We start from the raw sequence: 20,069 nt of genomic DNA, 5'->3' as shown, positions 1-20,069 counted from the left end.
CCGCCTAGCCCGAGTCTAGAGGCAGGCTTCGAGGTAGGCCTGGTCGAAGCCGAACTGGCGTGCCTTTTCCAGGGTGTACGGGCGCAGGCCGGAGGGGCGGAATTCGCCGATGATCTTGCCGTCGTCGCTCTCGTCCAGGTACTCGAACTTGAAGAGTTCCTGGGTGACGATGACGTCGCCTTCCATGCCGATCACTTCGGTGATGTTGGTGGTGCGGCGCGAACCGTCCCGCAGGCGCTTCACCTGCACGATGAGGTCGACCGATTCGGCGATCTGGCGGCTGATCGCCTCCTTGGGGATCTTGATGTCGCCCATCAGGATCATGTTCTCCATACGGCCCAGGCACTCGCGCGGGCTGTTGGCGTGAAGCGTGCACATCGAACCGTCGTGGCCGGTGTTCATGGCGGCGAGCAGGTCGAAGCACTCGGCGCCGCGGATTTCGCCCAGGATGATGCGGTCCGGGCGCATACGCAAGGCGTTCTTGACCAAGTCGCCGATGGTGATCGCACCCTGGCCCTCCAGGTTCGGCGGCCGGGTTTCGAGGGGCAGCCAGTGCGGCTGCTGCAATCGTAGCTCGGCTGCGTCCTCGATCGTCAGCACGCGCTCGCCGGGATCGATCATCTTCGACAGGGCATTGAGCATGGTCGTCTTGCCCGAACCGGTACCGCCCGAGATGACCACGTTCATGCGGCATGCGCCGGCGATCTTGAGCACGGTCGCCATCTTGTCGCTCATCGAACCGAAGTCCTTGAGCATGTCGATGGTGATCGGCTTCTCGGAGAACTTACGGATCGAGATCGCGGTCCCGCGCAACGAGAGCGGGGGCACGATCACGTTGACGCGGCTGCCGTCCTTGAGGCGGGCGTCCGCCAGCGGCGTGGTCTGGTCTACGCGTCGGCCCACCTGGTTGACGATGCGCTGGGCGATCTGGAACAAGTGCTGCTCGTCGCGGAAGCGAATGCCCGCCAGCTGCAGCCGGCCCTTTTTTTCGATGTAGGTCTGGTTCGGGCCATTGACCATGATGTCCGAGATGTCGGGATCGTTCAGCAGCTCTTCCAAGGGGCCGAAGCCGAGCAGTTCATCGATCAGCACCTTTTCCAGCGCGAACTGCTCACGGCGGTTGAAGGTGATCTTGAGCTCGGCGAGCACCTCGATGATGATCGGGCGGAACTCTTCGGACAGCTCGTCCTTGGTCAGCGTCGCCGCCGCCTCGGGGTCGACTCGCTCTAGCAGGCGCGGGAGGACCTGCTCCTTGATCTTGTGGATCGAGGCTTCGAAGCCGTCCTGCTCGGCATCGGTGTGCACCGCGTTGGCGCGGTCTGCGAGGCGGCTCATCGCATCGTCGCGCAAGTTCGCCGGCGGTGCGAAGGCCTCCGCGCCCGGCACCGGCGGGAACTGTTCGCCGCCCGGCAGAGGAACCTGCTGGGTACGGTCCGGCACCGCGCCCTTGAGCGGCTTCGCCACTCCGAAGGCAGGCCGTGCGCCCGCGTTCATTCCGCCGATGCCGCTGCGTCGCCCGAATGCCGTCATGAATCCACCAACCCCTTGCACGCCTGACTTCGATGCCGGGCGCGATGCGTTTCGATTGGACAGGCTATTAAGGTTGAAGCTTTGATAACTTACTAATGCGCTGGCGAGGCGGCATGAACCGGCGCGCCGGCCGCGAACACGGCGGCATCGCCACGCTGCCAGACCTGGGTCAACCCGGCGCGGCGGGGCAGGACAGCGGGCTCCTCGCCCACGATCCAGACGTGAGTGAAGGCATCCAGCGGCAGCGCCTGCACCTTGTCGCTCAGCCGGCGCTCGGGACTGTCGCAGCGGCGCGGATAGAACAGCTGGCGGTCGTCGGTGGCGAACTCGCCCGCGGCGGGGAAGTGGACGGTGAGCGGGTTCATGCTGGAGTTCGCCCACTGGTCGTTGACGAAGATCTCCTTGCGGGTGAGCGCCAGGCTGCCGAGGTGCGAGTACCAGGGCAGCGCCCATTGCGAGGGGCAGGGCAGGCTGACGAGCATGGCGACACGGGCGTGGCGCGGGATCACCGACAAGGCTTCCATCTGCGCATCGACCACGGCCTCGCGCTCGCGATAGACGTGGGTCGTCACCGCCAGGCGCAAGCCGACGAAGGCCAGTGCCGCCACCATCGCCCATGATCCCAGGCGCGGAGAGGGACGGATGGCGAGCAGTGCCAGGATCACGGCATAAGGGACCAGCCGCATGTCGGCGAACACGGAGCCGAAGATCTGGCGCGGCATCAGCACGAAGGCCGCTGCGGCGATGGCCGCGGCAAGGCCGGGCACCGGATGGACCTTTGTGTGGCGGCTACGCAGACCGGCGTAGAGGGCGAGCGCGAGCACGCCCGCGCTGAGCACGTCGAGCGGGGCCGATTCGAGCCGCAGGATCCGGGCCAGCCAACCCGCCTTTTGCGCCAGGTCGAACCAGCCGCCGGTGTCGGTCTGGCTGGCGCCGCCGCGCCACAGCAGCATGGGAACGAGCGGTGCGAGCAGCGGCAGGCACTCGCGGAACGTCGCCAGCAGCGCCGGGATGGGCCGGTTGTGGCGCGTCGTGCGCACCAGGCTCTCGGCCGTGCACAGGATGCCCAGGAAGGCCCAGCCGAAGGTGTGGCAGGTCCACACGGCAAGGCCGATCGGCACCGTGAGCAGCACGCGTGTCGCCCCTCGCTCGCGCCGACCCAGTCGCACCCACAGCCAGAAGGCGAGCAGGGCCAGCGCCATCGCCAGTGAGAAGTTGAGGAAGCCCCAGGTGAACGGCAGTCCGTAGATCAGGGTCAGCGCCAGCACGGCGTGGGGCGTGATGCGGCCGTGGAACTCGCGCGAAAGCAGGACGATCGCGCTCGCGGCCAGCAGCGGCACCAGCACCACGACCGCGCGCACGGCGCCCATGAGGCCAAGCAGCGGATAGAGCAGTTCGATCAGCAGGTCGGCGCCGAGATTGCCGATCACTTGCCAGTGGAAGCTGTAGTACGTCTGCCACCAGGGATGATCCGCCAGCCCTGTCTGCAGCGCATAGCGGCCGATGTGGCCCAGCACGTCGATCATCGGCGGAATGCGTACGGCGAGCACTGGAATGGCTGTCGCAAGGATCAGCAGCGCTGCCGCGAAGATGTGCGCCGATGTGGGCAGGGGCCGGGGTTCAGGCTTCATCGTGCTCCTCACCGCCCCAAGCCAGTTCGTCGGTTACCCCAAGCACACGCGGCTGGCCCTCGCCAGAGCATCCTTGCCGAACGCAGTTGGCGCACCTCGCTATGCGCTGCGGCATGCCTATCTTGCGCTGCGATGAGCGCGGAGAACGAGGCGACCTGCTGGCTGTGCGAGCGACCGATCGGGCGCAAGGTGGAGTGGCATCACCCCTTGCCCAAGAGCCGGGGCGGGCGAGCGACGGTGGCGGTGCACCCAATCTGCCACCGCATGCTGCACTCGACCTTCGACAACGCCACTCTCGCTCGCCGAGGTACCGACGCCGAAGCGCTCCGCCGCGAACCGGAGATCGCGAAGTTCGTGCGCTGGGTGGCGGACAAGCTGCCGGACTTTCATGCGCAAACGGCGAAGCGGAAGCGGTAAAAGCCAGCTGGCGGACGGAAGGTCGGTGTTTGGGCCTCAGCCCTCGACGTGCTCGGCCAGCACGGTCAGCCCGTTGGCGCCGACTTCGGCGAAGCCGCCCTGGATCAGAACTTCCTCGGGCGCGCCGTTCTCGGTGCGGTAGACCTTGAGCGGGCCGTCCTTGATCGTGGTCATGAACGGCGCGTGGCCCTGCAGCACGCCCATCTCACCCTCGGTGCCGGGGATCACGACCATGTGAACCTCTTCCGAGCGGACGAGGCGGGCAGGGGTCACGAGTTCGAAGTGCAGTGCCATGAACGTTCCTTCAAAGCCCTCTCCCCTTCAGGCGAGAGGGTTGGGAGAGGGGCGTGCGCCCATGGCAGGCCCCTCTCAACTCCGGTAAGGCCGCTTTCGCGACCAAACCTTCGTATCTCTCCCCTGGAGGGGAGAGAGCAGTCGTCATCAGGCCTCTTCGGCCAGCTTCTTGGCCTTCTCGATCGCCTCGTCGATGCCGCCGACCATGTAGAAGGCGTTCTCGGGCAGGTGGTCGTACTCGCCTTCGACGACGGCCTTGAACGACTTCACGGTGTCCTCGATCTGCACGAACTTGCCCGGGATGCCGGTGAAGACCTCGGCCACGTGGAACGGCTGGCTGAGGAACTTCTGGATCTTGCGAGCGCGCGCGACGGTCAGCTTATCCTCTTCGGACAGCTCGTCCATGCCCAGGATGGCGATGATGTCCTGCAGCGACTTGTACTTCTGCAGGGTCTCCTGGACGCGGCGGGCGGTCTCGTAGTGCTCGGTGCCGACGACGCGGGGTTCCAGAACGCGGCTGGTGGAGTCGAGCGGGTCGACCGCCGGGTAGATGCCCAGCTCCGAGATCGCGCGGTTCAGCGTGGTGGTGGCGTCCAAGTGGGCGAACGAGGTCGCCGGCGCCGGGTCGGTCAAGTCATCCGCGGGGACGTAGATCGCCTGGACCGAGGTGATCGAGCCCTTGTTGGTCGAGGTGATGCGCTCCTGCAGCTGGCCCATGTCGGTCGACAGGGTCGGCTGGTAGCCCACGGCCGAAGGGATGCGTCCCAGCAGAGCCGACACTTCGGCGCCGGCCTGGGTGAAGCGGAAGATGTTGTCGACGAAGAAGAGCACGTCCTGGCCCTCCTGGTCGCGGAAGTACTCGGCCATGGTCAGGCCTGACAGAGCGACGCGAGCGCGGGCGCCCGGGGGCTCGTTCATCTGGCCGAATACCAGGGCGACCTTGGAGCCTTCCGAGGTGGCGTTGCCCTCGGCATCCTTGGCGATAACGCCGGCGTCGAGAAACTCGTGGTAGAGATCGTTGCCCTCGCGGGTACGCTCACCGACGCCGGCGAACACCGAGACGCCGCCGTGGCCCTTGGCGATGTTGTTGATCAGCTCCTGGATCAGCACGGTCTTGCCGACGCCGGCGCCGCCGAACAGGCCGATCTTGCCGCCCTTCGCATAGGGCGCGAGCAGGTCGATGACCTTGATGCCGGTGACCAGGATCGCCGCTTCGGTCGACTGGTCGATGAACGGAGGAGCCTCGGCGTGGATCGGCGCGTGCATGTCCGAGTTGACCGGACCCATATCGTCGATCGGATCGCCGACGACGTTGAGGATGCGGCCCAGAGTCTTGGGGCCGACCGGCACGGTGATCTGCGCACCGGTGTTCGTCACGCTCTGGCCGCGGGTCAGGCCGTCGGTGCCGTCCATGGCGATGGTGCGGACGGTGTTCTCACCGAGGTGCTGCGCGACTTCGAGAACCAGCTTGGTGCCGTTGTTCTCGGTCGTGAGCGCGGAGAGGATCGCCGGCAGCTCGCCTTCGAAGGTCACGTCGACGACGGCGCCGATGACCTGGCTGATCTTGCCGGTAGTGGTCTGGTTAAGCACGGGGGCGGTTGCCATTGTCTTTTCCTTGCCTGCGGATGCTTAGAGCGCTTCGGCGCCAGCGATGATTTCGACGAGTTCGGTGGTGATCGCGGCCTGGCGGCTGCGGTTGTATTGGATGGTCAGCGTCTTGATGAGGTCGCCGGCGTTTCGCGTGGCGTTGTCCATCGCGGTCATCGACGCGCCTTGCTCGGACGCCATGTTCTCCAGCAGCGCGCCGAACAGCTGCGTCTTGAGGTAGCGCGGGAGCAGGGCGGCGAGGATTTCCTCCTCGTCCGGCTCGTACTCGACTACGGCGTCGGTCGTCACGGCAGCGGCCTTGGGGGCAGGCACCGGGATGATCTGCTGCTCGGTCGGCTCCTGGGTCAGAGCGTTCTTGAACTTCGAGAAGAACAGGTGCGCGACGTCGAAGCGGCCTTCCTCGTAGAGCGCGACCAGCTCGTTCGCGATCTTCTCGGCTTCATCGAAGCCTGGGTTGCGCACGTCGGTGGTGTCGAACATCTTGAGGATCGACTTGGGATAGTTGCGGCGGATCACCGGGCGGCCCTTGCGGCCGATCAGGTAGAACAGCACCGTCTTGCCCTCGGCCTCGAGCCGGCGAGCGGCGGTGAGCGCAGCCTTGACGATGTTCGAGTTGAACGCGCCGGCCAGGCCCTTGTCCGAGTTGGCGACCACCAGCAGGTGCACGCTGTCGCTGCCGGTGCCCGACAGCAACTTCGGAGAGTTGTCGGTCACGGTGATCTTGCTCGACAGCGAGGCCATGACTTCGGCGAGGCGCTGGGCATAGGGGCGCCCGGCTTCGGCCGCCGCCTGCGCCTTGCGCAGCTTCGCGGCCGCGACCATCTGCTTGGCCTTGGTGATCTTCTGGGTCGACTTGACCGAGTTGATCCGGCCTTTGAGTTCCTTCAGCGAAGCCACTCAATATTCTCCAAATCGTCCCGGCCGCTGCCGAGATCGGATGTCGGTCCCGGGCTCAGGCCCGGGACGACGGAACTCAGGCGAACTGCTTGCCGAACGCCGCGAGGGCATCGGCCAGCTTCTTGGGCGTCTCGCCCTCGAACTTGCCGGTGTCGCGGATCTCGGCGAGGACCGCCGGGTGCTCGGAGTGCAGGTAGCTGAGCATTTCGCGCTCGTACTCGGTCACCTTGTTGACCGGCAGCGCATCGAGGTAGCCGTTGGTGCCGGCGTAGATCGAGGCGACCTGCTCTTCCATGGCGAGCGGCGAGAACTGCTTCTGCTTGAGCAGTTCGGTCAGGCGCGCGCCGCGGTTGAGCAGCTTCTGGGTCGAGGCGTCGAGGTCCGAACCGAACTGCGCGAACGCCGCCATCTCGCGGTACTGCGCGAGCTCCAGCTTGATCGAGCCGGCGACCTTCTTCATCGCCTTGGTCTGCGCAGCGCCGCCGACGCGGCTGACAGAGAGGCCGACGTTGATGGCGGGGCGCACGCCCTGGTAGAACAGGCCGGTTTCGAGGAAGATCTGGCCGTCGGTGATCGAGATCACGTTGGTCGGGATGTAGGCCGAAACGTCACCGGCCTGCGTCTCGATGATCGGCAGCGCGGTCAGCGAGCCGGCGCCGAAGTCGTCGTTCATCTTCGCGGCGCGCTCGAGCAGGCGGCTGTGCAGATAGAACACGTCGCCGGGATAGGCTTCGCGGCCCGGAGGACGACGCAGCAGCAGCGACATCTGGCGGTAGGCGACGGCCTGCTTGGAAAGATCGTCGAACACGATCACGGCGTGCATGCCGTTGTCGCGGAAGAACTCACCCATGGCGGCGCCGGTGTAGGGCGCGAGGTACTGCAGCGGCGCAGGCTCGGACGCGGTCGCGGCGACGACGATGGAGTATTCCATCGCGCCGTTCTCTTCGAGCTGGCGAACGATCTGCGCCACGGTCGAACGCTTCTGGCCGACGGCGACGTAGATGCAGTAAAGCTTCTTGCCTTCGTCGGAGCCCGAGTTCGGACCCTTCTGGTTGATGAAGGTGTCGATCGCGACGGCGGACTTGCCGGTCTGGCGGTCGCCGATGATCAGCTCGCGCTGGCCACGGCCGACGGGAACGAGGGCGTCGATCGCCTTGAGGCCGGTCTGCACGGGCTCGTGCACCGACTTGCGCGGGATGATGCCGGGCGCCTTGGTCTCGACGCGGCGACGCTCGGTGCTCTCGATCGGGCCCTTGCCGTCGATCGGGTTGCCCAGCGCATCGACCACGCGGCCGAGCAGGCCCTTGCCGACGGGCACGTCGACGATGGTGTTGGTGCGGCGGACGCTGTCGCCTTCTTTGATCGTCGAGTCCGAGCCGAAGATCACGACGCCGACGTTGTCGGCTTCGAGGTTGAGCGCCATGCCCTGGATGCCGCCGTTGAACTCGACCATTTCGCCCGCCTGGACGTTGTCGAGGCCGTGGATGCGGGCGATGCCGTCACCCACCGAGAGCACGGTGCCGACTTCGGAGACCTGCGCTTCGGTGCCGAAGCTGGCGATCTGGTCCTTGATGACCTTCGAGATTTCTGCGGCGCGGATGTCCATCGGATGTTCCTTCTTAGCCCTTCATCGCCTGGGCGAGAGAATTGAGACGCGTGCGGATCGAGCTGTCGATGCGCTTCGAGCCGATCGTGACGACCAGCCCTCCGAGCAGCTCGGGATCGACGCTGGTGCGGATCTTGACGTTGCGGCCCTCGCGCGCTTCCAGCTTCTGGCGAAGCTGCTCGACCTGACCGTCGGTGAGCGCGTGGGCAGACGTGACTTGCGCGGTCGCCTCGCCACGCTGCGCGGCGGCGATCGCGTGGAAGGCGCGGATGATCTCGGGCAGGGCGAACAGGCGGCGGTTGCCGGCGAGCACGCCCAGGAATTTCCTGGTCAGGTCCGAAAGGCCGAGCACCGGCGCGATCGCATCCATGATGCGGGCGGCATCGGTACGGCTGACTTGCGGATTGCGGATCAGCGCACCGAAATCCTCGCTCTCGCGAATGGCGGCCTCGACACGGTCCAGGTCCCCCTCGACCGCCGTGACAGTGCCGTTCTCGCTGGCGAGGTCGAACAGGGCGGAAGCATAACGCCCCTGCAGACTGGCCTTGATTCCGCCGGAATTCTCCACGCGTGTCCTATCCCTTGCATTCAGGTGGCGTACTGAACCTGGGGCACGCCAGCGAAGGCGCGAAACCGCGCTTTGTCCCCCAAGATGGCCGGCGCATAGCGACGATTCCGCGATGATGCAAGGCAGCGGCAAGGGGCTGGGGACAAGCACCGGGTTAGGCCGCAAGATACGGGACGCGTGCGGATGGCGTAGTGCTTATCTGGTAACTGTGAAGCGAGTATGGAGACAACCGTCATGAGCAACGAGCAGGCTGGCACGACGGCGGAAAACGTCGATGATGCAGAGGCTTGGCGTGCGGTTCTGGCGCGCGACCGGACGTTCGACGGGCGGTTCGTGACCGGGGTGCACTCGACCGGGATCTATTGTCGGCCATCGTGCGCGGCGCGTCATCCTCGGCGCGAGAACGTGCGGTTCTATGCAAGCATCGCCGAGGCGGAGGCCGCGGGTCTGCGAGCGTGCAAGCGCTGCCTGCCCGGTGACATCGCCCGCGACGAGGCGGCGGTGGCACAGGCGCTGGCAGTCTTGCGCGAAGGCGAGACGGCGGCGACGCTGGACCAGTTGGCGCGGGAGACCGGCTACTCGCCGACGCACTTCCAGCGGGTGTTCAAGCGGGCGATCGGCCTTAGCCCTGCGGCCTATGCGCGGGCGCTGCGGCTCGAACGCGCCGGTGAGGCACTGAGCGAAGGCGCGAGCGTGACCGAGGCGGTCTACGCGGCCGGCTATGGCGCGCCGTCGCGGTTCTACGAGGCAAGCGAGGGGAAGATGGGCATGGCACCTTCGGCATGGCGCAACGGGGGCGCGGGCGTGACGATCCGGTGGGCGATGGTCGAAACCACGCTTGGGCGCATGCTGGTCGCGGCGACCGACAAGGGCGTGTGCCGGCTATCGTTCGCGGAAGGACCCGACACGCTGGAGAGGCGCTTTCCCCGGGCCGAACTGGTCGAGGGGGGGGCGGCGTTCGCGCGGCTGCTGGCGCAAGTGGTGGCGGCCGTCGAGCAGCCCGGCGAGTCCCGGGCGATCCCGCTCGACGTACAGGGCACCGCGTTCCAGCAGGCGGTGTGGCAGGAGCTGCAACGCATCCCCAAGGGCGAGACCCGCAGCTATGCCCAGATCGCGGCGGCGGTGGGCAGGCCGGGAGCGGTGCGGGCGACGGGCTCTGCCAATGGCGCGAACAACGTGGCGGTGCTGATCCCCTGCCACCGCGTGGTGCGCACGGACGGGACCTTGGGCGGGTACGCCTATGGCCTCGACATCAAGCGCGAGCTGTTGAAGCGGGAGCGGGGGTAGGTCTCAACGTCGTCCCGGGCTCGACCCGGGACCGGTTCCGCCATCGCCGAACCTTTCGCCTAAGCCTCGACGATAGTACGCGATTTGGCGGAACCGGTCCCGGATCAGGTCCGGGACGACGTGGTCCTTCAAGCCCGCGCCCATCCTTTCGCCGCCGGTACCAGGTCGGCGAGCACCGCCTCGGCGCTGTCGAGATAGGCCTGGCGCTTCTCGGCCGCCATCTTGTCCCAGGTGCCGTAGACCCGGCTGATGCGGTGGTTGTTCTCCAGCAGCTTGCGATGGCGCACCAGGAAGTGCCAGTAAAGCGGGTTGAACGGGCAGGCTTCCGGGCCGGTCTTCTTGTTCACGTCATAGTGACAGGCGCCGCAGTAGTCGGACATCTTGTTGATGTAGTTGCCGCTCGCCGCATAGGGCTTGGACGCGAGGCGGCCCTTGTCGGCCCATAGCGCCATCGCCGCCACGTTGGGCAGTTCCACCCACTCATAGGCGTCGGCATAGACGACCAGGAACCAGTCCTCCAGCTCCTGGGGGACCACGCCGGCGAGCAGCGCGAAGTTGCCCAGCACCATCAGCCGCTGGATGTGGTGCGCATGCGCGTTGTCGCGGGTCGAGCGCACGCAGTCGGCCATGCAGCGCATCTTCGTCTCGCCGGTCCAGTAGAACTCGGGCAGCGGCCGGTCGGCACCGAGCGCATTGGCTTCGCGCAGGCCCGGCATGTCGTACCAGTACATGCCGCGGATGTATTCGCGCCAGCCGATGATCTGACGGATGAAGCCCTCGGCGGCATTGAGCGGCACCTTGCGCTCGCGGTAGGCCTTCTCGGCGCGGCGGCAGACTTCCAGCGGATCGAGCAGTCCCAGGTTGATCGAGGTCGAGAGTAGCGAGTGGAACAGGTCGTCCTGGCCCCACTTCATCGCGTCCTGGTAGGTGCCGAATTCGGGCAGGCGCTCGGCGATGAAGCGGTCGAGCGCCTTGCCGGCCTGCTTGGCGGTGACCGGCCAGCAGAACCGATCGAGGCTGCCGAAATGATTGCCGAAGCGCGCCTCCACCAGCGCGATCACCTCTCGCGTGATCTTGTCGGGCGGGAAGCCGGGCACGGGCGGCGGGTCGAGGAACATGTCCGGACCGTTGCGATTGTCCTTGTCGTAGTTCCACTGGCCGCCCTCGGGCTTGCCGTCCGTCATCAGCAAGCCGGTGCGTTCGCGCATGTCGCGGTAGAAGTTCTCCATCAGCAACCGGTCGCGCCCTTGCGCCCAGGCGTAGAACTGGTCCTTGCTGCACACGAAGCGGTCGTCGGGCAGGATTTCGACCGGGATGCCGAGCGCCGTCTTCCACTCGGCCATCATCTCGGCCACGCGCCACTCGCCGGGCTCGACGACCCGTACCCGGTCGATCTCGTGCCGCTCCACGGCCCGCGCGACTTCGCCGGAGAAGCTGCCCGTGTTCGCCGGATCGTCGAGCTTCACGTAGTCGACCAGCCATCCTTGCGCCTGCAGTTCGGCGGCGAAGTGGCGCATGGCCGAGAGGATCAGGACGATCTTCTGCTTGTGATGGCGCACGTAGGTGGTCTCGTCCCGGACCTCCATCATCAGGACGACGGTCCGCGCCTTGTCGCACCCGTCGAGGCTGGCGATGGTGCGGCTGAGCTGATCGCCGAGTATCGGGACTAGGGTCGTCATCATCGGTCAGGCTAACGTTCAAGTTCAGCCAGGGCGTCCTGCCCTTTGGGACGGGTCGGTTCAGAGTGGGGCCACAGGCGGAGCGGCCGGCAACCATCCCGATCGTGAGGCGCTTGTCGAACCGACCAGGTGTCCGGAGGCCATAATCTATGCACAACCGCTTTGCTCCTCTCGTTGCGCTCGCAGCGCTATCGCCCGTTCCCGTTTCGGCGGCGGAGATTTCGACCCATGTGCTCGATCTTGCACGAGGCGTGGGCGGGGCGCAGGTTCCGGTGGTCCTTCTCAAGAAGAACGCTGCCGGCACGTGGTCCGAAGTCGCGCGCGCCAGAACGGACGCGAACGGCCGAGTCCGTTCGTTCGGCGACAAGGCGTCAGCGGCAGGAACCTACAAGCTGCAGTTCGACATGACGGCGTATCCGCAACCCGGCGCGCAGCCGTTCTTTCCGGAGATCGACCTGGTCTTCCAGGTCACCGATGTGGCGGCGCACTACCACGTGCCCGTCGTCGTCAGCCCCTATGGCTACTCGACCTATCGGGGCAACTGACTACACGAAGCTGTAGGGATCGATGTCGATCGCCACGCGCACGCCTTGCGGAAATTGCAGCGGGCCTAGCCACCCCTGAAGGTACTTCTGCAGTTCCGCCGAGCGTCGCGCGTTGATCAGCAGGCGATAGCGATAGCGACCGCGCAGCAGCGCCATCGGGGCGGGCGCCGGGCCGAGCACCAGCATGTCGGGCTGGTCGGGAGCGGTGCCGCCGATGGCGCGGGCGGCCTGTTGCGCTTCGGCCTGGTCCTCGCTCGAGACGATGATCGCCGCCCAGCGGCCGAACGGTGGCGCGCCGGCCTCGCGGCGGGCCTGGGTTTCGGCCTCGTAGAAGGCATCGCGATCGCCCGAGGCGAGGGCGGAGATCACCGCGGCTTCGGGGTGGCGCGTCTGGATCAGCACTTCGCCCGGCTTCTCGCCGCGGCCCGCACGTCCCGAGACCTGGGCGATCTGCTGGTAGGTGCGCTCGCCCGCGCGCAAGTCGCCGCCTTCGAGGCCGAGGTCCGCATCGACGACGCCCACCAGCGTCAGCTCGGGGAAGTGGTAGCCCTTGGTGACGAGCTGCGTGCCGACGATCACGTCGATCGCGCCTTCCTCGGCCTGCGCGACAAAGCGTCCCACCGCCTCGCGCGAGTTCAGCGTGTCCGAGGTGACGACGGCCACTCGCGCATCCGGCAGCAGTTCGCCAACCTCGTCGGCGATACGCTCCACGCCAGGCCCGCAGGCGACGAGGCAATCGGCGGTGCCGCACTCGGGGCAGAGTTCGGGCACCGGCGTCTCGTGCCCGCAATGATGGCAGGCGAGCCGGCTGGAGAAGCGATGTTCGACCAGCCAGGCGGTGCAGTTGGGACACTGGAAGCGGTGGCCGCAATGCCGGCACAGCGTCAGCGGCGCATAGCCCCGGCGGTTGAGGAACAGCAGGGATTGTTCGCCGCGTGCCAGCCGTGCCTTCATCTCCTCCACCAGGCGAGGCGCGAGCCAGCGGCCGCGCTCCGGCGCTTCGGTGCGCAAGTCGACGATCTTCACTTCGGGCAGTTGCGCGCCACCGAAGCGATCGGGCAGTTCGATGCGGGTGTAGACGCCCGCCTCCGCCAGCTGCAGCGATTCGAGCGCCGGCGTGGCGCTGGCGAGGATCACCGGCACGCCCTCGAACCGGGCTCGGATCACCGCCACGTCGCGCGCGTTGTAGCGCACACCATCGTCCTGCTTGAACGAGACTTCGTGGGCTTCGTCCACCACGATCAGGCCGAGCTTCGCGTAAGGCAGGAACAGCGCCGATCGCGCGCCGACCACCACTTGAGCCCCCCCGTTCTCTGGCCCATGAACGATCGCGCGCCAGGCCCGACGCCGCTCGCTGGACTTCAGCGACGAGTGCCACAGGAGCGGCGGCACGCCGAAGCGCTGCTCGAAGCGGCGCAGGAAGTTCTCGGTCAGCGCGATTTCGGGCAGCAGCACCAGCACCTGGCGGCCATTGCGCAGCGCTTCGGCGACCGCCTCGAAGTAGGTTTCGGTCTTGCCCGATCCGGTCACGCCGTCGAGCAGGAAGGGCGCGAAGCCGCCGTCGCGCACTGCAGCGACGAAGGTGTCCGCCGCCTCGCGCTGGCCCGGGTTCAGCTCCGGCTCGGCGAAGTCGGGCAGGGCGGGCGGGTAGGGCCGGTCGCAATCGACTACCACTGGCTCCAGCAGCCCCGCCCCGACCATGCCGCGCAGTACGCCTTCGGACACGCTGGCGAGTTCGGCCAATTCGCGGATCGAGCCTTGTTCGCCCTGCAAGGCATCCAGCGCGGCGGCGCGTTGCGGTGTCAGCCTCGCCGGTTCCTCGCCGGTGAGTCGGTACTCGGTCGTGGTGCCGCCGCCCCGCAGCGCCGCGCTGCTGGCCAGCGCCATGCGCGCCACGCTCTGCATCGAGGCGCAGTAGTAATCCGCCGTCCACTCGATCAGCCGCCGCAACTGTGCCGGAATGGGCGGCACCGGCAGCACTTCCAGGATCGCGCGCAGCTTCGTGTCCGGCACTTCCGCACCGTTCAGGCGTTCCGCCTCCCAGACGATGCCCAGGATCTGGCGGGGGCCGAGCGGCGCGACGACGACCGTGCCCGGCTCGACCGTCATTCCGGGCGGAACGCGGTAGTCGAGAACATTGAGCACGGCATTGAAAACGAGCAGGCGAACGCGCTCTATCGGTGCGATGGCATTTTGGGGCATGGCGGCTGGCATCGTCGCGCATATAGGCATCAGGGGAAACGCACGTGAAGGACTTGGGGCATGAATGAGGTTGGTTTGACTTTCGACGCACGCACGCCGCTGGGCAGGCGCGGGTTCCTGAGCGCCGGGGCGACGCTCGCCGGCCTTGTCCTGGTGTCGGGCTGCACTGCCGGTACGGGCCTGGGTTCGGCCAGTGCCGGCTCGGCCCGCAGCGTCGGCGGCCCTGCTGCCAACTCGGCCGAGGTCGCGCGCCGCTTGCTCGAGCTGTCGAGCCGCAATGCCTTCGCCCGCCTGACCGCGCCCGATGGGTTCTGGAACAGCGCCGTCGCACGCATCAACATGCCGGTGCTGTTCGGCCGTTCCGCCAAGGGCATGCCCGGCGTGCTGCGCCAGCCCAAGTTCCGCGAGCAGTTGCTCCATCGCCTCAACGTCATCGCCGAGGACGGCGCCCGCGCCGCCGCGCCGCAAGTGGAAGGTGCGATCCGCACCCTCGCCTTCGACAATCCGGACGCGATCGTGCACGGCGAGGCTACCGCGGGCACCAGCTACTTGCGCGCCAAGGTCGGGCCGACGCTGGTCAACGCGATGATCCCGGCGCTGGAACGCCTGCTGCGCGCCACCGACGATCCGATCGTGAGCCAGGCCGTCGCCGCGCTCAAGGACGTGAACCTGGCCGATGCCGCGCATGCGCTGGCGCTCGGCGCCGACAACGCCATCTGGTACGAGATCGGCGGCGAGGAATCGGCGATCCGCAGGGATCCGGCCAAGGGTGGCGATCCGCTGCTGGCGCGCGCCTTCGCGGGGTGAAACTCCGGGGGGCAGCTGTCGACGCCCGCCAACTGCCCCCTAGCCCCGTACAGCCGGCTTCCGTATAGGCGCGACCGAACACGCCTTACGGGCCCAGCCAAGCTTTACGGGAAGCCGCGCACATGAAGTTCTTCGTCGACACCGCAGATACCAGGGAAATCGCCGAGCTTGCCGAGACCGGCCTGCTCGATGGCGTCACCACCAACCCGTCGCTGATCGCCAAGTCGGGTCGCGACTTCATGGAAGTGACCAAGGAGATCTGCGGACTGGTCGACGGTCCGGTCAGCGCCGAAGTGGTCGCGCTCGACCATGCCGGGATGATGCGCGAGGCCGAGATCCTGCGCAAGATCGCCGACAACGTCTGCATCAAGGTGCCGCTCACCGTCGACGGCCTCAAGACCTGCAAGAAGCTGACGAGCGAAGGCACGCTGGTGAACGTCACCCTGTGCTTCTCGGCCAACCAGGCGCTGCTCGCCGCCAAGGCGGGCGCAAGCTTCATCTCCCCCTTCGTCGGCCGCCATGACGACAACGGCTTCGATGGCCTCGACCTGATCCGCGACATCCGCCTGATCTACGACAACTACGCCTTCGAGACCGAAATCCTCGCCGCCTCGATCCGCCATCCGGTCCACGTGCTGGAATGCGCCAGGATCGGCGCCGACGTGATGACCGCGCCGCCCGCGGTGATCCACAACCTGTTCAAGCACGTGCTGACCGACAAGGGCATCGAGGGGTTCCTGGCGGACTGGGCGAAGACCGGGCAGTCGATCTGAGCTGACAGGCGATAGATCAGCTTCGCTACCCATTCCCTCTCTTCGTCATCCCCGCGAAAGCGGGGATCCATCTCCTGATCTGTCGTTTGACCCGGCCGCGAGTGCGTCGATTGCGCTAACCGCCGAGCACCGGATCGTGCCGACCGCCGGTTCATGCGCAAACTCGGGAGATGGATTCCCGCGTTCGCGGGAATGACGAAGTGTGTGAAGGCTTTGGTCGTTTAACTTGCTGGCACCGCCCCCACCCGTCTAGCGTTTGACGCATCATGTCCGACGAATCCCCCGCAGATCGCTTCAAGTCCGTCCTCACCGGCGCCAGCCGCGCCATCGCGCATGACGCCGAGGTGGAGGTCAACTGGACCGCCGATGCGCCCAGCTCCACCGGGCAGACCTTCCGCGTGCCGATGCCGGGCCGCTCGCTGCCCCGAGCCGCGGCGATGCAGGCGCGCGGATTTGCCGACAGCTTCGCGCTGAAGCTGCGCCATCATGACGAGCGGCTGCACCAGCGCAACGCGCCGTTGGAACCCTCGGCCCGCGCCTGCTACGACGCGGTGGAGCTGGTCCGCTACGAGGCGCTGGGCTCCAACAAGTTCGCCGGCATGCGCGACAATCTGGACGCGGCGCTCAACCAGCGCATGGGATCGGACCCGATCACGCGTGCCGGCAATGCCGACGAAGTGCCGATGCAGGCCGCGCTGGCGCTCCTCCTGCGTGAGCGGCTCACGGGTCAGGAAGTGCCCGCCAAGGCGCAGGCCGGGGTCGACATGGTCCGCCGCTGGATCGAGGAGCGCGCGGGCGACGATTTCGAGGCGCTGGCCGGCTCGCTCGACGATCAGAAGGCCTTCCAGTCGCTCTCGCTCGACATGCTCCAGCACCTGGAGCTCACCCGCACCGAGCAGCTTCCCGAGCAGCCCGACGATGCCGACGACATGGACGGCGACGAGGAGACGGAGGAAGACCAGACCGGCGACGACAAAGGCGATGAGCAGCAGCCGTCCGAAGTCGCCGCCGAGCCGAGCGAGGGCCAGGACGAAGGCGACAGCGAGGCCGAGGGCGAATCCTCCGACGACATGGAAGAGGGCCAGGACGGCGAAGAGGGCGAGGAGGGCATGCTGCCCGTACGCCCCAACCGTCCCTGGACCGACATTCCCGACAGCTTCGACTACAAGGTCTTCACCGAGGCGTTCGACGAGGTCGTCGTCGCCCACGACTTGTGCGACGAGGAGGAACTGACCCGCCTGCGCGCGTACCTCGACGCGCAGCTGAAGGGCCTGCAGGGCATCGTCACGCGGCTGGCCAATCGCCTGCAGCGCCGCCTGATGGCGCAGCAGAACCGCTCGTGGGACTTCGACCAGGAAGAGGGCATGCTCGATGCCGCACGCCTCGCGCGGGTGGTCGTCTCGCCCGGCTCATCGCTCAGCTACAAGATCGAGCGCGACGTGGAGTTCAAGGACACCGTCGTCACCATGCTGATCGATAACTCGGGCTCCATGCGCGGACGCCCGATCAGCATCGCCGCGATCAGCGCCGACGTGCTCGCCCGCACGCTGGAGCGCTGCGGCGTCAAGGTCGAGATACTGGGCTTCACCACCCGCGCCTGGAAGGGCGGCCAGAGCCGCGAGGCCTGGCTGGCCAATGGCAAGCCGCAGCACCCCGGCCGCCTCAACGACCTGCGCCACATCGTCTACAAGAAGGCCGATGAACCCTGGCGCCGCGCCCGCAAGAACCTGGGCCTGATGATGCGCGAGGGCCTGTTGAAGGAGAACATCGACGGCGAGGCGCTGCTCTGGGCGCACAGCCGCATGCTCGCCCGCCAGGAAGACCGCCGCATCCTGATGGTCATCTCCGACGGCGCCCCGGTCGACGACTCGACGCTGAGCGTCAACAGCGCCGGCTACCTCGAAGCCCACCTGCGCCGCGTGATCGACTGGATCGAGCGGCAGTCACCGGTGCAGCTGGTGGCGATCGGCATCGGCCATGACGTGACGCGGTATTATCGGCGTGCGGTGACGATCATGGACGTCGAGCAACTGGGCGGCACGATGATCGAGCAGTTGGCGGGGCTGTTCGAGGAGGAGTGAGGCTGGCGGGATGGAAGGTCGACTTACGCCCAAACGAAGACGTAGAATGGCTATGGCGTCTTTTCCAAAAGTCGCTGTTCGATCTGAAGGAGCAGGTGGCTACCTTCTTCCGTGGAAGCGATTAGGCACGGGTCATCCCACTCGTTTTGAAATAGGAACTTCTCACCGCCGAACGCCAGCGCAGAGTAAGTGACATGCGGCTCACTGGCCGCCTCCCCGAACAGATCAAGAATGGCTTGCCGCACCGCTTCGATTTCATCCGATGCGAACTCCAGCGACGAGTTGCCATTGGGTAGGGAGAGCAGCGTTACTGGCATGCCCTCCTTATGCAGTGACTGAAGCAGCTTTCCAACATGTTGTTCCCGAGAGCCGCCGTTCCGCTTTCCACCAATAGCTGCCGTCACCCTGAACTTGTTTCAGGGTCCATCAGGCCGACTGCTCGGAACTCTGATCGGCAAACCGCCTCCGCGTCTTGATCGGCCACCTCAAAGCGTCACGGCGCGATGGATGCTGAAACAAGTTCAGCATGACGAGTTGGATGTGGCGCGCTTGAGATCCATTCGCGTCATCCGCAACGAGCCTCCTCTCACCCGGTCTAGTCTCTGTGCTTACATTGTGCTAACACACGCCCATGCAAACCTCACTCCGCAAGATGGGCAACTCGGCCGGGGCGATCATTCCCAAGGCGATCCTCGACCAGCTCAAGCTACCGCTCGGCGCCAAGATCGACGTACGCCTGGAAGACGGCAAGGTCATCCTCGAACCCGTCAAGCGCAAGGTGCGCGAGGGTTGGGAGGAGGGGGCCAAAGCCATTGGCGCCGCGGGCTTGACCGAGGAAGAGCGCGAGTGGCTCGATATGCCGTCCGATTTCGATGATGAATGGGAGTGGTGAGGCTTCCGGTCGCGCTGCGCGGCGAAGTCTGGCTGACCGAACTCGATCCGACGATCGGGCGTGAAATCCAGAAGACCCGACCTTGCCTGATCGTCTCGCCTGACAGCATGAACCGTCATCTCGATACCGTGACCGTGATGCCGATGACCAGCGGCAGCCGGCCTGCGCCGTTTCGCGTGCCTACCACCTTCGGCAAGAAGGAAGGCTTCCTCCTCGCCGAACAATTGCGGACGACCGACAGGCATCGTCTGATCCGGCGCGTCGGGACCGTGGACGATTCGACGCTGGCCGCAGCGCTCTCTGTCCTGCGCGAGATGTTCGAGGAGTGATCTCCCCCTACCTCTGGGTGCCTTTCACGCTGCTGGCGGCGACGGCGCAGGTCTTGCGCAATGCGTTGCAGTCCGGGCTGGTGAAGGAGATCGGCACGTTGGGCGCGACGCAAGTGCGGTTCGTCTATGGACTACCGTTCGCCGTGCTGCTCCTGCTCGCCTACCTGAAGGTTTCGGGCGAGGCGTTGCCCGTGGCGACAGGCGGGGCGGTCGGCTGGATGCTGCTGGGGGCGGCGAGCCAGATCGGCGCGACCGCGTTGATGCTGGAAGTCATGGCGCGGCGCGATTTCGGTGTCGCCTACGCGTGTATCAAGACAGAGCCGGTGACGGTCGCGCTGCTCGGGCTTGTCCTGATCGGCGACCGGCTGTCGCCGCTCGGCTGGTTCGCGGTCGTCGTCGTAACGGTCGGCGTGGTGCTGGCCTCGCTGCGGCCGGGCGATGGGACGCAGCGTCTGGGCGAAGCGCGTCCGGTCCTGATCGGCGTGGCCAGCGGGGCGCTGTTCGGCTTGTCCGCCATCGCCTTTCGCGCGGGGATCGATGGCGTGCCGACCGGTTCGTTCCTGGTCCGCAGCCTGGTCATGCTGGTGGTTTCCCTCGCGATGCAATCGGGCATGCTGCTGGCGTGGTTCGCCTTTCGCGGGGCGGCGCCGCTGGCCGCGTCGCTGCGGCACTGGCGCACGAGCCTGGGCGCGGGCGCGCTGGGCGCACTGGCTTCGGCGGGCTGGTTCATCGCGTTTTCGCTGACGATCGCGGCGAATGTGCGCACGCTGGGGCTGATCGAGATGCCGATCGTGGCGCTGATCGCGCGGCGAGTCTCGGGCAAGTGGCTGTCGCCGCGCGAAGCGGGCGGCTTCGCGCTGATCACCCTGGGCGTGGCGCTGTTGCTGCTCGCGCACGGAACTTGACGGGAGGGCGTGTGCGCG

The 20,069-nt window shown here is 66.7% G+C and carries 19 protein-coding genes; 9 read left to right on the top strand and 10 right to left on the bottom strand.

Going from position 1 to position 20,069, the window contains the following annotated elements:
• Positions 1-15 precede the first annotated feature (15 nt).
• Positions 16-1,530 carry a TadA family conjugal transfer-associated ATPase gene (locus HNO88_RS11800; protein ID WP_184245343.1) on the bottom strand — a complete coding sequence of 505 codons (1,515 nt, stop codon included), beginning with the start codon at positions 1,528-1,530 and terminating at the stop codon, positions 16-18.
• 92 nt (positions 1,531-1,622) lie between these two features.
• On the bottom strand, positions 1,623-3,161 hold the full coding sequence (locus HNO88_RS11795) for a hypothetical protein (RefSeq protein WP_184245341.1): 1,539 nt from the start codon (positions 3,159-3,161) through the stop codon (positions 1,623-1,625).
• Between the two features lie 132 nt (positions 3,162-3,293).
• Here HNO88_RS11795 and HNO88_RS11790 point away from each other — a divergent pair, with 132 nt between their 5' ends.
• Entirely contained in the window at positions 3,294-3,578 is a 285-nt protein-coding gene (locus HNO88_RS11790) for an HNH endonuclease (protein ID WP_184245339.1), read from the top strand.
• 36 nt (positions 3,579-3,614) lie between these two features.
• Here the strand turns inward: HNO88_RS11790 and HNO88_RS11785 are convergent, their stop codons facing one another.
• The 5 genes from HNO88_RS11785 to HNO88_RS11765 all read right to left on the bottom strand — a co-directional run bounded on the left by HNO88_RS11785 (position 3,615) and on the right by HNO88_RS11765 (position 8,551).
• Complete coding sequence (locus tag HNO88_RS11785) at positions 3,615-3,872, bottom strand: ATP synthase F1 subunit epsilon (protein ID WP_184245337.1); 258 nt, start codon at positions 3,870-3,872, stop codon at positions 3,615-3,617.
• 147 nt (positions 3,873-4,019) lie between these two features.
• On the bottom strand, positions 4,020-5,477 hold the full coding sequence (atpD, locus tag HNO88_RS11780; RefSeq protein WP_184245334.1) for a F0F1 ATP synthase subunit beta: 1,458 nt from the start codon (positions 5,475-5,477) through the stop codon (positions 4,020-4,022).
• Between the two features lie 24 nt (positions 5,478-5,501).
• Positions 5,502-6,377 (bottom strand): F0F1 ATP synthase subunit gamma, encoded by an 876-nt coding sequence (locus HNO88_RS11775; protein ID WP_184245332.1) that lies wholly within the window; start codon positions 6,375-6,377, stop codon positions 5,502-5,504.
• A 76-nt stretch (positions 6,378-6,453) separates the two neighbouring features.
• The gene (atpA, locus tag HNO88_RS11770; RefSeq protein ID WP_184245330.1) at positions 6,454-7,983 is read right to left on the bottom strand and encodes a F0F1 ATP synthase subunit alpha; all 1,530 of its coding nucleotides are present in this window, start codon (positions 7,981-7,983) and stop codon (positions 6,454-6,456) included.
• Positions 7,984-7,996: 13 nt separating this feature from the next.
• The gene (locus HNO88_RS11765) at positions 7,997-8,551 is read right to left on the bottom strand and encodes a F0F1 ATP synthase subunit delta (protein ID WP_184245328.1); all 555 of its coding nucleotides are present in this window, start codon (positions 8,549-8,551) and stop codon (positions 7,997-7,999) included.
• 234 nt (positions 8,552-8,785) lie between these two features.
• Here HNO88_RS11765 and ada point away from each other — a divergent pair, with 234 nt between their 5' ends.
• Complete coding sequence (gene ada / locus HNO88_RS11760; RefSeq protein ID WP_184245326.1) at positions 8,786-9,838, top strand: bifunctional DNA-binding transcriptional regulator/O6-methylguanine-DNA methyltransferase Ada; 1,053 nt, start codon at positions 8,786-8,788, stop codon at positions 9,836-9,838.
• 128 nt (positions 9,839-9,966) lie between these two features.
• On the opposite strand, the gene HNO88_RS11755 is transcribed toward ada, so the two are convergent.
• On the bottom strand, positions 9,967-11,517 hold the full coding sequence (locus tag HNO88_RS11755; protein ID WP_184245324.1) for a cryptochrome/photolyase family protein: 1,551 nt from the start codon (positions 11,515-11,517) through the stop codon (positions 9,967-9,969).
• Between the two features lie 149 nt (positions 11,518-11,666).
• On the opposite strand from HNO88_RS11755, the gene uraH reads away from it, so the two are divergent.
• Positions 11,667-12,062, top strand: coding sequence for a hydroxyisourate hydrolase (uraH, locus tag HNO88_RS11750; RefSeq protein WP_184245322.1), 396 nt, complete (start codon positions 11,667-11,669; stop codon positions 12,060-12,062).
• Here uraH and HNO88_RS11745 read toward each other — a convergent pair whose 3' ends face one another.
• Entirely contained in the window at positions 12,063-14,240 is a 2,178-nt protein-coding gene (locus tag HNO88_RS11745; protein ID WP_184245505.1) for a primosomal protein N', read from the bottom strand.
• Positions 14,241-14,324: 84 nt separating this feature from the next.
• Between HNO88_RS11745 and HNO88_RS11740 the strand changes: the two genes are divergently transcribed.
• The 3 genes from HNO88_RS11740 (at position 14,325) to cobT (ending at position 17,925) form a co-directional block, all read left to right on the top strand.
• The gene (locus tag HNO88_RS11740; protein WP_184245320.1) at positions 14,325-15,071 is read left to right on the top strand and encodes a DUF4197 domain-containing protein; all 747 of its coding nucleotides are present in this window, start codon (positions 14,325-14,327) and stop codon (positions 15,069-15,071) included.
• A gap of 122 nt (positions 15,072-15,193) precedes the next feature.
• Positions 15,194-15,844, top strand: coding sequence for a fructose-6-phosphate aldolase (gene fsa / locus HNO88_RS11735; protein ID WP_184245318.1), 651 nt, complete (start codon positions 15,194-15,196; stop codon positions 15,842-15,844).
• Between the two features lie 266 nt (positions 15,845-16,110).
• Entirely contained in the window at positions 16,111-17,925 is a 1,815-nt protein-coding gene (cobT, locus tag HNO88_RS11730; protein ID WP_184245316.1) for a cobaltochelatase subunit CobT, read from the top strand.
• Positions 17,926-17,975: 50 nt separating this feature from the next.
• Here cobT and HNO88_RS11725 read toward each other — a convergent pair whose 3' ends face one another.
• On the bottom strand, positions 17,976-18,242 hold the full coding sequence (locus HNO88_RS11725; RefSeq protein ID WP_184245314.1) for a hypothetical protein: 267 nt from the start codon (positions 18,240-18,242) through the stop codon (positions 17,976-17,978).
• A 314-nt stretch (positions 18,243-18,556) separates the two neighbouring features.
• On the opposite strand from HNO88_RS11725, the gene HNO88_RS11720 reads away from it, so the two are divergent.
• From HNO88_RS11720 to HNO88_RS11710, 3 genes are read left to right on the top strand one after another with little or no spacing between them, the layout of a single operon-like run.
• Complete coding sequence (locus HNO88_RS11720) at positions 18,557-18,817, top strand: AbrB/MazE/SpoVT family DNA-binding domain-containing protein (RefSeq protein ID WP_184245312.1); 261 nt, start codon at positions 18,557-18,559, stop codon at positions 18,815-18,817.
• Positions 18,805-19,146: a type II toxin-antitoxin system PemK/MazF family toxin gene (locus tag HNO88_RS11715; RefSeq protein ID WP_184245311.1), complete on the top strand. Its 342-nt coding sequence runs from the start codon at positions 18,805-18,807 to the stop codon at positions 19,144-19,146. Before HNO88_RS11720 ends, HNO88_RS11715 begins: the two co-directional genes overlap by 13 nt.
• Complete coding sequence (locus tag HNO88_RS11710; protein ID WP_184245309.1) at positions 19,143-20,051, top strand: EamA family transporter; 909 nt, start codon at positions 19,143-19,145, stop codon at positions 20,049-20,051. Before HNO88_RS11715 ends, HNO88_RS11710 begins: the two co-directional genes overlap by 4 nt.
• Positions 20,052-20,069: the final 18 nt, after the last annotated feature.

The sequence above is a fragment of the Novosphingobium chloroacetimidivorans genome (assembly GCF_014204535.1).
In the GTDB taxonomy this organism is placed as follows: Bacteria; Pseudomonadota; Alphaproteobacteria; order Sphingomonadales; family Sphingomonadaceae; genus Novosphingobium; species Novosphingobium chloroacetimidivorans.
Note: the sequence above shows the minus strand (reverse complement) of the source record. Positions and strands in the feature narration are given on the sequence as shown.